The 15,105-nt window shown below is 48.8% G+C and carries 14 protein-coding genes; 13 read left to right on the top strand and 1 reads right to left on the bottom strand.

The annotated features are described in order from the left end of the window. The first annotated feature begins 44 nt into the window (after window positions 1-44). The 5 genes from AC3WT9_RS06600 (at window position 45) to AC3WT9_RS06580 (ending at window position 6,907) form a co-directional block, all read left to right on the top strand. Entirely contained in the window at window positions 45-878 is an 834-nt protein-coding gene (locus AC3WT9_RS06600; protein WP_341092900.1) for a helix-turn-helix transcriptional regulator, read from the top strand. Window positions 879-1,063: 185 nt separating this feature from the next. Beyond that, window positions 1,064-3,661 (top strand): hypothetical protein, encoded by a 2,598-nt coding sequence (locus tag AC3WT9_RS06595; RefSeq protein WP_341378485.1) that lies wholly within the window; start codon window positions 1,064-1,066, stop codon window positions 3,659-3,661. A gap of 23 nt (window positions 3,662-3,684) precedes the next feature. Continuing rightward, on the top strand, window positions 3,685-4,398 hold the full coding sequence (locus AC3WT9_RS06590) for an ABC transporter ATP-binding protein (RefSeq protein ID WP_341378486.1): 714 nt from the start codon (window positions 3,685-3,687) through the stop codon (window positions 4,396-4,398). Further along, the gene (locus AC3WT9_RS06585; RefSeq protein WP_492407518.1) at window positions 4,395-5,777 is read left to right on the top strand and encodes an ABC transporter permease; all 1,383 of its coding nucleotides are present in this window, start codon (window positions 4,395-4,397) and stop codon (window positions 5,775-5,777) included. Before AC3WT9_RS06590 ends, AC3WT9_RS06585 begins: the two co-directional genes overlap by 4 nt. A gap of 29 nt (window positions 5,778-5,806) precedes the next feature. Then, on the top strand, window positions 5,807-6,907 hold the full coding sequence (locus tag AC3WT9_RS06580; protein ID WP_341378488.1) for an efflux RND transporter periplasmic adaptor subunit: 1,101 nt from the start codon (window positions 5,807-5,809) through the stop codon (window positions 6,905-6,907). An 88-nt stretch (window positions 6,908-6,995) separates the two neighbouring features. Here AC3WT9_RS06580 and nagZ read toward each other — a convergent pair whose 3' ends face one another. After that, complete coding sequence (nagZ, locus tag AC3WT9_RS06575) at window positions 6,996-8,321, bottom strand: beta-N-acetylhexosaminidase (protein WP_341378489.1); 1,326 nt, start codon at window positions 8,319-8,321, stop codon at window positions 6,996-6,998. Window positions 8,322-8,436: 115 nt separating this feature from the next. On the opposite strand from nagZ, the gene AC3WT9_RS06570 reads away from it, so the two are divergent. The 8 genes from AC3WT9_RS06570 (at window position 8,437) to AC3WT9_RS06535 (ending at window position 15,101) form a co-directional block, all read left to right on the top strand. After that, on the top strand, window positions 8,437-8,940 hold the full coding sequence (locus AC3WT9_RS06570; protein WP_038591439.1) for a ferritin: 504 nt from the start codon (window positions 8,437-8,439) through the stop codon (window positions 8,938-8,940). Window positions 8,941-9,266: 326 nt separating this feature from the next. Next, window positions 9,267-10,130 (top strand): cation diffusion facilitator family transporter, encoded by an 864-nt coding sequence (locus AC3WT9_RS06565; RefSeq protein ID WP_341378491.1) that lies wholly within the window; start codon window positions 9,267-9,269, stop codon window positions 10,128-10,130. A gap of 221 nt (window positions 10,131-10,351) precedes the next feature. Continuing rightward, a complete protein-coding gene (locus AC3WT9_RS06560; RefSeq protein WP_341092910.1) occupies window positions 10,352-11,260 on the top strand; it encodes an NUDIX hydrolase in 909 nt (302 codons plus the stop codon). A gap of 17 nt (window positions 11,261-11,277) precedes the next feature. Beyond that, window positions 11,278-11,760 (top strand): riboflavin biosynthesis intermediates N-glycosidase, encoded by a 483-nt coding sequence (ybiA, locus tag AC3WT9_RS06555; protein WP_341092911.1) that lies wholly within the window; start codon window positions 11,278-11,280, stop codon window positions 11,758-11,760. A gap of 316 nt (window positions 11,761-12,076) precedes the next feature. Next, window positions 12,077-13,270, top strand: coding sequence for a metallophosphoesterase (locus AC3WT9_RS06550; RefSeq protein WP_341092913.1), 1,194 nt, complete (start codon window positions 12,077-12,079; stop codon window positions 13,268-13,270). A gap of 115 nt (window positions 13,271-13,385) precedes the next feature. Next, complete coding sequence (locus tag AC3WT9_RS06545; RefSeq protein WP_341092915.1) at window positions 13,386-13,622, top strand: DUF3977 family protein; 237 nt, start codon at window positions 13,386-13,388, stop codon at window positions 13,620-13,622. Between the two features lie 84 nt (window positions 13,623-13,706). After that, window positions 13,707-14,156: a MarR family winged helix-turn-helix transcriptional regulator gene (locus AC3WT9_RS06540; protein WP_341092916.1), complete on the top strand. Its 450-nt coding sequence runs from the start codon at window positions 13,707-13,709 to the stop codon at window positions 14,154-14,156. A gap of 135 nt (window positions 14,157-14,291) precedes the next feature. Beyond that, the gene (locus AC3WT9_RS06535) at window positions 14,292-15,101 is read left to right on the top strand and encodes an NAD(P)H-binding protein (RefSeq protein WP_341092918.1); all 810 of its coding nucleotides are present in this window, start codon (window positions 14,292-14,294) and stop codon (window positions 15,099-15,101) included. Window positions 15,102-15,105 lie beyond the last annotated feature (4 nt).

Raw genomic sequence — 15,105 nt, 5'->3', positions numbered from 1 at the left:
TATTGCGTGTTTGCTTTCCAAGTATAGAATAGAGGGGGGACGAAATGAAAAAGCAATGGGTCTTGCCCGCCCCGGCTTACGCCCACTATGTATGCTATCCGGAATTTCTCGGGCATTACAATCATTTTCCGCAGCATGCGGAACGGAGAAGCGAGGGAGTACTGAACAGCTACAATCTCCATCTGGTATTTGAAGGGACGGGTTATGTTTTTCAGGAGGGAGAACGGATTCCCATGGGAAGGGGAAGCGGCTTTCTGTTCCCTAGAGGGGCATATCAGCAATATGGCTCTGATCCCCGCAGACCCTGGGAAGTGCGCTGGGTTCACTTCAATACAGCCATTTCCTTGCCGCTACTGGAGGAAGCAGATCAGTCGCGGGGTTATTTCTTTACATTCGATCCAGATGCCGGGCTGGAGTCTATTTTTGATGAGCTGTTCGAGCTTAGCGCAGTCCATGAAACCCGGAGTGAACCTCGTTTCTCGGCTTTACTTTATGAAATTCTGGTTACACTGTTGCAAAATTCCGAGCCGCTTCATGGATCGGTGCCCCTGGAGATCCGACATTCCATTAGGCGTACAGCCGACATGATTCATAAGGATTGCCAGCGTCCCTGGACACTGGAGAGCATGTCTAGGCTTGCGGGTTACAGCAGCTATCACTTTTTGCGGCTCTTCCGGTCCATCATGGGTAAGACACCGAACCGTTATTTGAGTGACTGCCGTCTGGCCAGGGCTAAGCTGCTGCTGGTGTCTTCCGATTTGTCTGTTGCGCAGATTGCAGATCAGACCGGATTTCATCAATCCAGCTACTTCATCAAAATGTTCAAGCTGGCAGAAGGTATGCCTCCGAGCCAGTACCGCCGGACTTTCGGCTCTTAGTGACGCAAACGATTAGGGTATATTAACGGTCACCGTTCTGAAAACAGCGCATGTTGCGCTGTTTTTTTGCAACATTGGCACAAAAAGGTTACAAATTCGCATCATAGAGTTACAACTTGGTTACATTTACCTTCCAGCCAACAACTATAATAATTCTAGTTAATAGACTTGGGAGGGGAAAGAAAGTGAGAAAGCATAAAAATACATACGTTGCTCTGCTCTTAAGCACCATCGTTCTCGGTCAAGTGGCCGGAGGGATAGCGGCTCCTTCTTCGGAAGCAGCAGGCACAACACCAGCAGCAGCAACAACAGCAACCGTCAAAGTCAATCCGATTCAATTAGGCCAAGGAGTCACTGCCGCATTGGAGGATGTTAATATTTGGCCGCAAACCGGCGGCAATATTCTGGCCTATACGCTTAAGCTCTCTAACAACGGCAGTTCTAGTGCCAATATGACGCATTATTTTCCGCGTGTAGTCACTCCGGGAGGTTCAGCCATTCCCGCTAATCCAGTAACTGCTGATGCGCTTAAGAAAAAGGTCGGAGCCAAGGACAGCCTGCGCGTGACCTACTATGTCAATGTCGGTCAAACGACTTCGCTGCAGGGAATGAAGATTGCCATGTACGTATGGGACGCCAAAGCCAAGGGGTATCTAAAGAATGCGGGTTCTCTGGCGATTCCGGCGGGCTATTCCACAGCCGCTGAACGCGGCAAGATCCTGAGCACCACTATGAATGACATTCCAGTTACAGCAAGTGCGGATTCCCTGCAGCTCTATAAATTTAGCGGAAAAGTGTACGCCAAGGTAGGACTGAGCATTACCAATAAGGGCAGTAAGGTTCTGAATGAAGCCGGATACACGCCATATCTCCAAACGGCAAGCGGCACCTCTTTCGAGCTGACAGTGAACAGCGCACAGGCAGGTTACAAGATTCAGCCGCAGGAGAAAAAGAGCATTTACTATTTGGCGGAAATTCCCGCAGCCCTGAATACCAACAACATGAAGCTGCAGTTTACACAAAAGGATGAGACCCTGAAGCTTGAGCTTCCCAAAATGTCTTTCAAGCTTCCAGTTGCGTCTACTCCTAATTTTGTTGTGAATCCAAGTGCTGTCAAAAAAGTCGGTATTAACAGCAATACCGTGGAAATGCAGCTGGTGAATGCTTCGGTTTATTCAGAAGACGCCCACGGAGTATGGTCCTTTCAGTTACGTCTGAAGAACGCCGGCAACAAGGCGGTGACCCTGCCGAGTTACGAGCTTGCCGTGAAGTCGACCAAAGGTACAGCATTTCCGGTGAACGCCAAGGCACTCAGCGGGCTCACACTAAAACCGTTGGAAACAAAGGTTGTTCCGCTTACGGTGCAGGTCCCCCTTGAGGTCGAACAAGCCGGGCTGCAGCTGCAGATGATTGAAGCTGTCAGTGCCACAGAAACGGCCGGCCCAACCACCGGCCCAACCACTGGCGAACCCGCTGGTACACCTGGGACGGTAGCGGCGGCGTCTCCCAAACTAATTTTTCCGGTAGCCTACTTTACCATTCCTTATGCGCTTCGTGCTGATGTACAAAAGGGGGAGGTCTATAATCGCACGAATCAATTTGGCTCCTTCTCTTACAACCTGACGTCTTTACAACGTTATCCTTGGAAGGATGATGATATCGTCATGGCCAAGCTGAACATCACCAACACCCAGTCCGTAACCCTTACGCTTCCCGAACTTACGGGAGCGATTAAGCTGGGTACCAACGATTTAGCGGCGACCACGGATCTGCTGATCGATAAAGAGGCGGCAACACTGGCTCCGGGCAAGTCCGCTGAGATTGTAGTCTTGTCCAAGGTTCCGTATACAGAGGAATTCGAAAATGTACGAATCAATTTATTCAGTACCGTGAATACCGAGAAGGTGCCGTTCCTGGACCTCAGCATGAGTAATTCACTGAATGCAATAGATAATATTGACCGCGGAGGCACCTACAAAATCAGCGGCAAAGGTAAAAATGCCAATGTTCAGGAGAGCCGTACGACGGTTTACGAGGGGACCAACTCCAAAATTGTGTACACGGAACTGCTCATAAGCAGCCAGGAGAAAAGACAAAGCAAGATGGCCCGTCTGCAGGCGTATTACAGAACGAAGGACGGGCAGTTCTTTGATGCGAAACCTAATCAACCCGACAATGCTGCAACACCTGGGGGTATGCAGCTGGTTTCATTCTGGGCGAAGCTGCCGAAGGCGGTAAGTGCCGAGGACATCTCACTGGTATTAGGCTCCGGGGTGACAGGAAACAAATTAAGTGAGAGCGGACAAGAGGCTACCGGCTTTATTAATGCAAGCGCCCTGCTGCTCACACCTAAAACCACTGCGCCGGCAAGCAATTTAACGAAGATCACTTTCTTCCCCTATAATTTATCGGTCATCAACTCAGAAGGCAGACTTTTGGAACTAAACGACACCATCAACATCGTAATGACCTATGATCTGACCCGGGACAACAGTATCGACAGTGGCGATTTGGAGCATAAGCTTGTGCTTAGAATGACTGATCCCTATGGCGTATCACAGGATAAAGTGCTGACTATTGGCACGGATCTGACAGAAGGAAATAGCAATACCTTCTCGATGTCCTTCAGTAAAAATCTGTACACGAAGCTCAAGGGCGGCACTTACAAATTAACTTTGTTTGATGAATTCCAAGGCGAGCGGCAGGAGCTTGGGGGCCAGGTTTTCAACCTGTTCATCGACCGCCAGCTGATAACTAATACGAAAGATACCAACGCTAAATAACAATGGAAGAAGGAGCAGCTTCTATGTTGCGAGTAGAAAATATCAAGCACTCTTTTAAGACCGGCAACGAATGGACCCCCGTGCTTCACGATATCAGCTTCAATGTAAAGCAGGGTGAAATGGTTGCCCTGCTGGGCAGTTCCGGTTCCGGGAAATCTACAATGCTAAACCTGATGGCCGGCCTGATGAAACCGACCGAAGGCCATATCTTCATTGCTGATCATGATATTGTTAAGATGGGAGAAAACAAGCTTTCCGTGTTTCGCCGCAAGCATATCGGATTTATCTTTCAAGCCTATGAGCTTATCACCAGTCTTACCGTGCGCGAGAATGTGGAGCTGCCGCTTGTGTTCCAGTCCGTCTCGCCATCCATCCGTAAGCAAAAGGCGCTTGCGCTGCTGGAGCAGGTCGGCATTCCGGACAAAGCTGATTTATTTCCTTCCCAGCTGTCCGGTGGCCAGCAGCAGCGGGTAAGTATTGCCCGCTCGCTGATTACGGAGCCATCGGTCATCTTCGCGGATGAGCCGACAGGGAATCTGGACTCCAAGACTGAGGAAGAAATCATCGACATCCTGCTCAAGCTCAACCGGACGATGAACACTACTTTTATTGTTGTCACGCATGAACATGAGGTAGCAGAGCAAATGCAGCGCATCTTTTCCCTGCGGGACGGTTATTTAATTACCGAAGAGCAAAAGGCAGCAGAAGCGGAACCTCAAGAGGAGGAGACGCAGTGAAGATCAGAGATATAACCCGTATGGCCTGGGATCAGGTCAAACGGCGCAAGGTGGTTACCGGGCTGTGTATGACCGGACTTTCCATCGGTTGTGCAGCAATCATTGTTGCGCTTAGTGTTGGACAATCCGCACAGAACTATATGACCGAGGAGGTCAATCGCAGTTTTAAAATGGATGAAATTATGGTCTCTCCAGGCGGCGGTATCCCCTCGCATGGCGGCGGAGACAGCAGTAAGGCTCCTGCCGAAACAAACGAGAACCTGAATCCAGGTAAGCTGACGGAGCAGAAGCTTGAGATTATCCGCGGTCTGGATCATGTAGTCGCAGCCGCGCCGTTTCAAGATGTCGGCTACATGCAGATTGTCACGGTCGACAACAAAATAGGCGATGCCAGAGTCATTGCAACAGACTTAGAGATGCTGAATAAGTACGGCCATACCTTCAAACAGGGAGGAGGCTCAAATCTCCCGGGTATGACTGTGCTGAATTATGGGGCAACACTTGGCCTGATTGACAATGAAACCCGTATGAAGCTCTATGAGCGTCTTTCGGCAGATCCTTTTAACCAGGAATTAAATGCTCAATACACCAGTATGAGCCTGCTCCCTTCAGAAATGTATAGGCAGCAGCTACAGATACAGGCGCAGGACTATAGCAGCGCGTCAGGAGCCATTAAGCTCAGCTCACCGCTGCAAGTAGGGGGCATCCTGGCTAATCCGACGGGGACTAGCGATGAACGTGCTTCCTATGACAAGATTATGTATATCTCTCAGGATACTGCGGTTCAACTCGGGAAAGAGCTTGCTTTTGACAATATGTCGGTCATTAATGTGCCTGAGGAAGGCAGCTACAACTCAGTGACGGTTAAGGTGGACGACGTTGACAACATAAAGCAGGTAGAACAAATGATTCAGAAGCTGTCTTTAACGACCAGCAACAATCTGTATCAGATGGATATGCTTAAAGAGCAATTTGATACAATCAAAATGGCAGCGCTTGGAATAGGTGTTTTTATTCTAGTCATTGCTTCCATTTCCATTATTGTTGCCATGACCATGTCCACCCATCAGCGTAGACGGCAGATAGGGATTATGAAGGTGCTGGGCGCGAATATGGGGCAGATCCGCAATATGTTTATCACGGAAGCTGCACTGCTCGGGCTTTTGGGCGGACTATTGGGTGTCCTCTTTTCTTACTTGATCGTATACGGTCTCAACAGGCTTGTGGGTACAGCAGGTGATGGTATACATTTCATTATTCCGGAAACGAACCTTCCTATCGGACTTGTATTTGCGATTATGACAGGTGTGCTGTCGGGGATCTATCCGGCGATTAGCGCTTCAAGAACAGATGCGCTTACTGCTATTAAGCGGGACTAGCTATTTTTAAATTGAAAGGACGCCGAACAATGAAGAGGATAATTAAAAAGACTCTGAAATGGGTCATTATTGCGGCCATCGTGGGTGTAGGGGGATATTTACTGTTCACCAAAGTGATCAAAAAAGAAGAACCTCAGATGGTGATGGAGCCTACGCAAGCGATCAGCTTTCCGGTTACTCAGGAGACCATAACGAGTACTGTTCAGGTGAAGGGGAAATCACAGTATCAAGAGGAGACTCTGGTCTACGCTCCTTACGCTTCAAAGGTTACAGCGTGGAAGGTGGAGAACGCCGGCCAGGTGAAAAAGGGAGATGTACTGTTCACTCTGGACCAAAGCACATTGCAAAACGAAATTGCCACCACAGAGGCTGCCATTCGCAAAGCGCAGCTGGAGGGGGAACTGAATTCATTCGTCAGCCAACAGGACGCGGAAACTGCAGCTCCAATCGGAACTGAAGCAGAGCGGCTCAAAGCGCTGGCAGCCCAGGAAACGGCCCGCATGAATGAGGAATTGAATAAGGTCAACGCAGGCATTCAAGAGCGGGAGCTGGCGGACAAAAGGAATAAGCTCCAATCGGCGGTCTATCATGCGCCTGCAACTGGCATTTTCCTGTATGACAGCAGTAAAGAACGGCCGCAGATGGTGACGGACAATCAGTACATCGGCAAGATTGTTGATCTCAGCAAGCTTGAATTTATTGCACAGGTCGGGGAACAGGACATCTTCCGCATCAAGAAGGGCATGAAGGTTAAAGTCAAGATGACTGCAATGAAGAATCTTACGCTTAAAGGTGAAGTGACAGAGGTATCGAAATTCGCCACTACAACCAGCGGGCAGAACTCAGCAGCAAGCCAGTTGCCGCAATTTGAGGTGGTTATTTCTCTCCAGCCGGATGAACATTTAATCGGCGGCCTCAGCCTTAGCGGTGAAATTGAGACGTTGCGTAAAGAGAAAGCCACGGTAGTCTCCAGCATCGCTGTTATGCATGAAGGAGATCTGGCATATGTAATGCTGGATAAAGGAAACGAACAGTATGTACGGCAGGAAATCAAGGTCGGATTGGAAACTACGGACAAGACGGAAGTTCTTTCTGGTCTAAAGCCCGGGGATAAAGTAGTAATTCAGTAGTACAAATAACGGGCAGTCTGTTGATATAACAACAGGCTGCCCGTTTAGCTTGTTGAAGGCTGTTGAGAGTGTCTCAACAGCCTTTTTGTTACTTGTTAAGCGAACTTCGCCAGCTTGTGATATTCTGGTTGAGCTTCATCAGATCGGGTACGGCTGTCCGCTGGTCGGTCAGACGGTATTTATCCTTCAGTGCAAGAATGCGGTAGACACTCTCATCAATTCGTGACTCCTCGAGGATGCCGCTTTTAACACTGTCCAGCAGCGCTTTCCGAACCGCTTGCTCATTCCCGTATTCATGGGCGACAAGAAGGATATCACTGCCCGCCTGTACGGTATCGACAGCTGCGGCAGCCAGCGTGTAGTGCCCGGTGATGGCGCCCATGGTGAGGTCATCGGTAATAACCACTCCCTGAAAGCCCATCTCTTCACGCAGCAAGTCTCCGATAATGGCCCTGGACAAAGAAGCAGGCTTATCAGCATCAAGCTCTGGAAAAAGAATGTGCGCAACCATTACCGCATCCGCATTCTCCTGAATGGCTGCCTCGAACGGCTGCCATTCCAGTTTGGCCAGCTCCGCAGCAGTTTTGTTCACGACCGGCAGTTCCAGATGGGAGTCGACGGATGTGTCGCCATGCCCGGGGAAATGTTTAACAACCGGCACAACGCCTTCACTGGCGATTCCTTTCATCTCAGCAATTCCTAATCTGCTGACGAGGTCCGCAGTGTTTCCGAAGGAACGGTCGCCGATTACAGGATTATCGGGATTGCTGTTTATATCCAGCACAGGGGCAAAATCCATATTAAACCCGGCTGACAGCAGCTCTCTGGCGAGCAGCTTGCCCATCGTTCCGGCAGCACTGGAATTGTTGGCTGCGCCAACGCTCCCGTTTGACGGAATTGCGGCATATTCATCAGGCATGCGGCTGACCTTGCCGCCCTCCTGATCTACGCTCATGAACAGCGGAACCGGATTCTCCGCGTTGCTCTTCTTCAGGTCATTGATCAGGCTGACCATGCCCTTCAGGTTACTGATGTTGTCTTTATACAGGATAATTCCGCCGACCTTGTCTTCGGCAATCATCCTTTTTGCCTGGGTATCTAGCTCGGTGCCGTCAATGCCGACCAGGAGCATTTGCCCGATTTTCTCCTCCAGTGTCATATTTGCCAATTTGCCATCAATTGTATCGCTGCCGCTGGCCGCTAATTGCATTGGTGTCGCTGTTGCTGTTGCAGCCGCTGTTGCGGAAGGTGCTGCGGTTATGTAGTCCGTGGGAGAAATATTTCCTGTCTGCATATTGGCGCTTCCTGCGCATCCGCTGATGGCAAGCAAGACGGTAAGTACGGCAGTCACAGGAAAGAGTCTGCTCCAGTCTCGCGGGGTGAAGTGCCGGTATTTCAGCCAAATCATTTTCATTCGCAATTAATCTTCCTTTCGTTTGCCGATTCACTGGCATGGATGATAAGATGGAGGAGAATTTACATAAAGCTTGTTTCAAGCAAATTACTCTAAAGGACGAGGTGAGGGACCCATGAAGGAAGAATTAATGAATACATTGAATGAGCAGATGAATTTTGAATTTTATTCTGCTCACGTTTACCTGGCGATGGCTGCTTATTGTTCAGGTGAAAGTCTGGACGGTTTCGCCAACTTTTTTCTGGTACAGGCCGAAGAAGAGCGGTTTCATGCCATGAAAATTTACAAATTCCTTAATGACCGCGACTATCGCGCTACGCTAGCTGCCTTACCGGAGCCGAAGAACGAATATACATCCATGCTGGATGCCTTTGAGCATGCCTATGCCCATGAACAGCAGAATACACGGAAATTCTACCATCTGGCCGACCTGGCACTGGATGCACGTGAGCACGCGACCATCTACTTCCTCAAGTGGTTCATTGATGAGCAGGTGGAGGAAGAGGCGTTGTTCAGCAATATTATCGCCAAGCTAAAACGGATTGAATCCGATAGTAACGCTTTCTACATGCTGGACGCCGAGTTTGCGGCGCGTTCATTTACTCCGCCGGCAGAATAAATGCTTATTGTAAGAGTAGCAGCTCTACCATAGTTTAGCAGAAAAGGGATCTGTCTTATAGGACAGGTCCTTTTTTGTGTTTACCCTGTGAGGTGTGAGAGCCCGCAAAGCCTTTCTGTATAAGAGAATAAATCCGGTTCCCGACACCAATCACTGTCAGATGTTGAACTAGGGCAAACAATGTTGCGCATTGCAAAACACTTCCTGCTTCCCAACTATATTTGGCAGGGTTAACTAATGCGCCGCCCGGCAACACTGTTTCTCTAGACCCACCCGGATGTCAGCGTGTAGTATAGAACAATACTATTGTTTGGAGGTTCTTTTTTTTGGAAAACTACAGCGACATTAAACAAAGTGAAAAAGGGGCCTGGCTCAGTTTATTTGCCTACATTCTTTTATCCGCCGTCAAATTGTTCATCGCAAGTGTCTCGGGTTCCCAAGCTCTGCTTGCAGACGGATTGAACAATAGTACGGACATCATTGCGTCACTCGCCATCCTGACAGGTCTTAAGATTTCCCGGAGACCTCCTGATTCCAATCACAGCTACGGGCATTTCAGAGCGGAGACGGTAGCCGCATTGATTGCTTCATTCATTATGATTGCTGTAGGGTTGCAGGTTCTGTATCAGGGTGTTAACAAATTTGCCCAACCGGTGCTGGAAACGCCAGATCTTATCGCTGCCTGGACGGCTGCGGGTTGTGCGTTGGTGATGCTGGCCGTTTACGCGTACAATATCAAGCTTGCCCGTGAACTCAAAAGCAATGCCATGCAAGCGGTAGCTCAGGATAACCGTTCGGATGCGCTCGTAAGCATAGGCGCTTTTATAGGGATTATCGGTTCTCAGTTTGGAATTCCCTGGCTGGATCCGCTGACTGCGACGATTGTCGGGCTTCTGATCTGCAAGACAGCCTGGGATATTTTCCGCAAGGCTAGCCATGATTTAACGGACGGCTTTGACGCAAGCGAACTGGAGCTGATGAAGCAAACCGTTGCCCAAATCGATGGCGTAGAGTCTATAAAAGATATTAAAGCACGTATTCATGGCAACAATGTGCTGGTGGATACAACAGTGTTGGTGAACTCGAAGCTGAACGTGGTGCAGAGTCATGATATTACGGAAGAAATTGAAGACCAATTGAAGGACCGCCACCAGGTTTCCAATGTGCTTGTACATATAGAGCCGCTGTAAATATAGAATGGATACCAAAGTCTGATATGCCCGGCGAAAGCCTGTGCAGTCAGGCTTTTTTTGCAATATAGCCTACGGGCAGGATCCTCATTCTAGCGTATTGCAATTTTCTGCATCAACTCTCTAATGCTTGACTAATACGTCTTGTATATGTATATAATAACATTATGATATTAACAAAAAGATAATAATTAAATCCGCAGCTGCAAAGGAGTTTGGCGATGTCAAAACAACCGGTCACTGACCGCAACGGTATAACCGAGGAACAATTCCTAAAAACATATGATGCCGGAATGTATGAACGTCCATCCGTGACGGTCGACATGCTGATTTTTACCGTGATGGAACGGGAACAGGATAATTACCGGAAGCTTTCTGAGAAATCACTGCAGCTGCTGCTGATTCAACGGGGCGAACATCCTTATTTGGGAAAATGGGCGTTGCCTGGCGGTTTTGTCGGTATAGATGAAAGCCTGGATGAAGCAGCACGCCGGGAATTGTTCACAGAAACGAATATAGACAATATCTATATGGAACAGCTGTATACCTGGGGCGAGGTGCAGCGCGATCCGCGGATGCGGGTCATCAGCTGTTCCTATATGGCTTTGGTTGATCGGACTGCGCTGAATGTGCAGGCGGGGGATGATGCGGCGGATGCTGCCTGGTTCGAGCTAGCACATGAGATCCTCCAAGTCAGCCGGAGAGAGCTGGAACAAGGATATGAGCTGGACCAATTTATCAAGATCACTCTGCAAAGTGATAAGGCGACTTTATCAGGAGTGGTCAAAATTACCGAATCCGTTCAAGGCCATGTCAGCAAAATCCAACGTGAGATCGTGGAGAGTGAAGGCTTAGCTTTTGACCATTTGATGATGGTTCAATATGCGATCGAACGCCTGCGCGGCAAGGTTGAATATACGGATATTATTTTTAATCTGATGCCGCCCCTGTTCACTTTGTCGGAGCTTCAGCGTGTCTATGAGATCATTCTGGGCAAAGAGCTGCTGGCCGCCGCCTTCCGCCGGAAGATTGCTGACCGTGTGATGGAAACTGAGGATTTCACCAGAGATGCCGGACACCGGCCCTCTAAGCTGTACCGATATAACATGAACCGGGGTTCCAATCAATGAGATGAGGAGAGAGCAAGATGGAGAAATTCACCTATTTTTACCGCAGCGGCTCACCATTCTCACAATGGTATCCCTGCCGTTTCACGGTGGGAGAGCTTCACTTTAATAGCACTGAGCAGTACATGATGTACAGTAAGGCACAATTATTTAAGGATGAAGAGCTGGGATTGAGAATCTTGCGGGCCACAACTCCCCGAGAGCAGAAGGCATTGGGGCGTCAGGTGAGAGGTTTCGACAAAACCATTTGGGAACAACACTGCAAAGAGATTGTCTATCAAGGAAACTGGGAGAAGTTTATTCAGAACGAGGACCTGCTGCAAGCGCTGCTGGATACTAAAGGAACCACGCTGGTAGAGGCCAGTCCGACGGACCGGATCTGGGGTGTGGGTTTAACGGAAGAGGATCCGAGGATACGAAGAAGAACTACCTGGCGCGGCACCAACTGGCTGGGGGAAATCCTGACGAATCTTCGCGAGGAGTTTACCCGTTCTACTATGTAATCGTTAAATAGATTACCAGTACAAGCAGACCAAAAGTTGCCATCCAGGACAGCGGGTGATTGGGATTTAACCCCCAGCCGAGCCCTGATGATTTCGGAACAAATTTACCTGTAAATGCTGAGATAAGTATTGATCATATGTTGAGAAATTGCAATAACTTCTGTGCGGCATTTTGGCAATGAGAGCAGTTGATGTCAGGAGGCAGACCCTCTCATTTATTACAATGCTCCGGCACAGTTTATACTCGGCTAATACTTTATGATATGATTTGAGTTAGAACGTATAGATATGAGCTGTACGCTAAAGGAGTGGTTGAATGAAAATACTGCGCATGCTGTTTTCCGGAGCTGGAGTGCTGCTAGTATTGGGATTGGTTAATTTCTACATCGGTCTTCATCTCTGGGTTCTGCTGGAGAATTGGCTGCCGGGTATTCCAGCAGGTGCCTACTGGACGGTGTTTATGGTTATTGCTTTTGCCTATATGATCGGAATGGTGCCATGGCCAAAGGCTGTGAAACCGGCAGCCAGATTCTTCAAAGTGATCGGGTCCTATTATTTGGCCTGCATGGAGTTTGCAGTAATTGTGCTGCCGTTGACAGATCTGCTCTACTGGGTGCTGGGACTGATGGGGGTTAACCGTTCGGCATTTACTTATGAAGCAGGAGCGACGCTGGTTCTGTTGCTGGCCATCTTCCTCATCTGGGGTTCACGGAATGCCTGGAGCACTATTGTACGCACTCATCCGATCAAAATTGAAAAATCCATTGGAACAAGTACACCCCTTACGGTAGCCGTTGCTTCGGATTTGCATCTGGGGAATATTGTAGGCAACCGTCATTTGCGCAAAATGGTCTCCGAGATCAACAACATGAAGCCGGATATCATTCTGCTGGCTGGAGATGTGCTGGATGACAGTATCGAGCCGTTTATCCGCAATGGAATGAGTGAACAGTTAAAGCTGCTTAAAGCCCGTCATGGCGTATATGCCGTATTGGGAAATCATGAATATTACGGCGGCTCGATCAAAGAGTATACTGAGCTGATGGATAGCATAGGTATCAAAGTTCTGCAGGACGAAGTCGTGGAAACTGCGGGCGTCTATATTGTCGGCCGGAAAGATAAAACCGCGGAAGCTATGGAGGCTGGCGGCAGACTTAGTGTCTCTTCGTTGCTGGAAGGTCTGGATCTCTCCCGTCCTGTAATCATGATGGACCATCAGCCTACCGGTTTTGATCTTGCTGCAAAGGCAGGGGTGGATATCCTCTTATCCGGACATACACACCGCGGACAGATTGCGCCTAATCACTGGATTACCAAACGCCTCTTTGAGCTGGATTGGGGCTATCTGCTTAAGGAGAAAATGCATGTAATCGTCTCCTCCGGCTATGGCACCTGGGGGCCGCCGATCCGTCTGGCCAGCCGCTCCGAGCTGATCAAGCTGGAAGTTTTACTGGAGGGCAGCAAACAGTACAGTGAGGAACCGCTGTCTTCACAGACAGTGCTCATTTAAGCTGTACATGATTTTAATGCGGGACGGTAAAGCTAAAGCTCAACATATATAGAATAACCCCTGTGGCTTCAATGGATTAGCTGCGGGGGTTAATCATATCCAAGGAGTGTTAGTCTTGAAATACATAGAATTTGGAATCGGCAACCGGTGGATAGTCAGAACGGAAACAGAATTTGAGGATGGAACGGAGACGGAGCAGCAGGGGATTATCCGGCCGATCCATTTCCATTCGCTGTACCTGAGGATATGGATAGGGAAGACTGTATTCGTTGCCGATCTTAAAGAAGGCTGCAAAAAAGCAAGGAAGAGCAGAAGCAAAATCAAAATAGTTATCGGAATCAGCAGCTATTAGAACTGTTATAGGATTGACAGATGCGGTAAATTCACGTAGATTGAAGTAGTTAAGTTATTAACTATATGGAGCTGAGCGGAATTTATGGACGATCTACAAAGATATGTAATAGAGCAGCCGCTATATACGGAGGCATTCTTCACATTGGTTGAAGTAACTTCAAATGTCGTAGCGGTATCCGAGAAATACTGGCAGAATCAGGGTTTGAACGGAGCGCGTATCCGTGTTCTGGTGGAAATCGCCAAGCATGGCGGAATTATACTGCCTTCGGTGCTTGCCGAGAAAATCGGCGTGACCAAAGCCAATATCAGCCTGCTGCTTTTGCCGCTGGAGAAGGACGGATTGATCAGCCGGGCAAGCCATGCTACGGACGGCCGGAAATCGGTCATTTCTATCACAGGTAGCGGACGTGCACTGCTGAAGGAGCATCTTCCGGAGAACCGTCAGGCGGTTGCCGAAGTCATGAAGCGGCTGGATGAAGAGGAACTGCTGGAGTTGATGTCATTGCTGCACAAACTGAACCGCTCTATATAAATTTGGAGGTATAAAGCACCGGTGAAACTCTCATCTTAACATTCAATCCGATAGGAGAAGTAAGTAACAGCTTTTTTTGCTTATATAGTTAATAGCTTAACCAAATTCCATGAACCATAGAGAGGGTGCAAACCGATGAAGACTATGATAACGGGAGCAACTGGCCAATTAGGACGCCTGATTATTGAAAATCTGCTGCAACGAATGCCACGGGAGCTGATTGTTGCAGGTGGCCGCCATCCGGACAAAGTTATAGAAATACAACGTCAAGGAATAGAAATACGTTATGCCGATTATGATGTCCCTGAAGGGCTGGAAGCTGCATTCCATGATATATCCCAACTGCTGCTAATTTCAAGCTCACACACGGATGACGGCATTCGCCTTGCCCAGCACAAACGGGTTATTGAAGCAGCAGTCAAAGCAGGAGTTTCGCATATCCTCTATACCGGCTTTGCCTTCCCGCAGCAACGGGGTAATGTTGCTTCCGGCAATGTCCATACGCTTACAGAGCGGGTGATTCTGGATTCCGGGCTAGAGTACACCTTTCTCCGCAATGCATTATATATTGATTTCGTGAATGTGCTTGGTTTAAAAGAAGCTATCCGCAGCGGTGAGCTGATTACACATCCGGGGGACTTTCGGTTCAACTCCGTTTCACGCGATGATTTGGCCCTGGCTACAGCCGCTGTTCTTGCCGGCTCCGGGCACAGCAATCGGATTTATGAGCTGGCTGCACCACATACGTGGAGCTTCAATGATCTCGCAGCAACGCTGACATCGCTGGCAGGCAAGCCGGTAACACATCGGGAGGATGCCAGCGTTCAGCACTGGATTTATTCTTTTCTGAAGAAGATTGATACTGTCTCGACCTCGAATGACCTGGAGCAATTAATGGGGCGGAGCATCACTTCGCTGGAGGACAGTCTAGTGCCTTTTGTTTAGTCTA

It is taken from the genome of Paenibacillus sp. EB106-06-01-XG199 (genome assembly GCF_058791575.1).
This window is presented reverse-complemented; position numbering and strand designations above follow the sequence as displayed.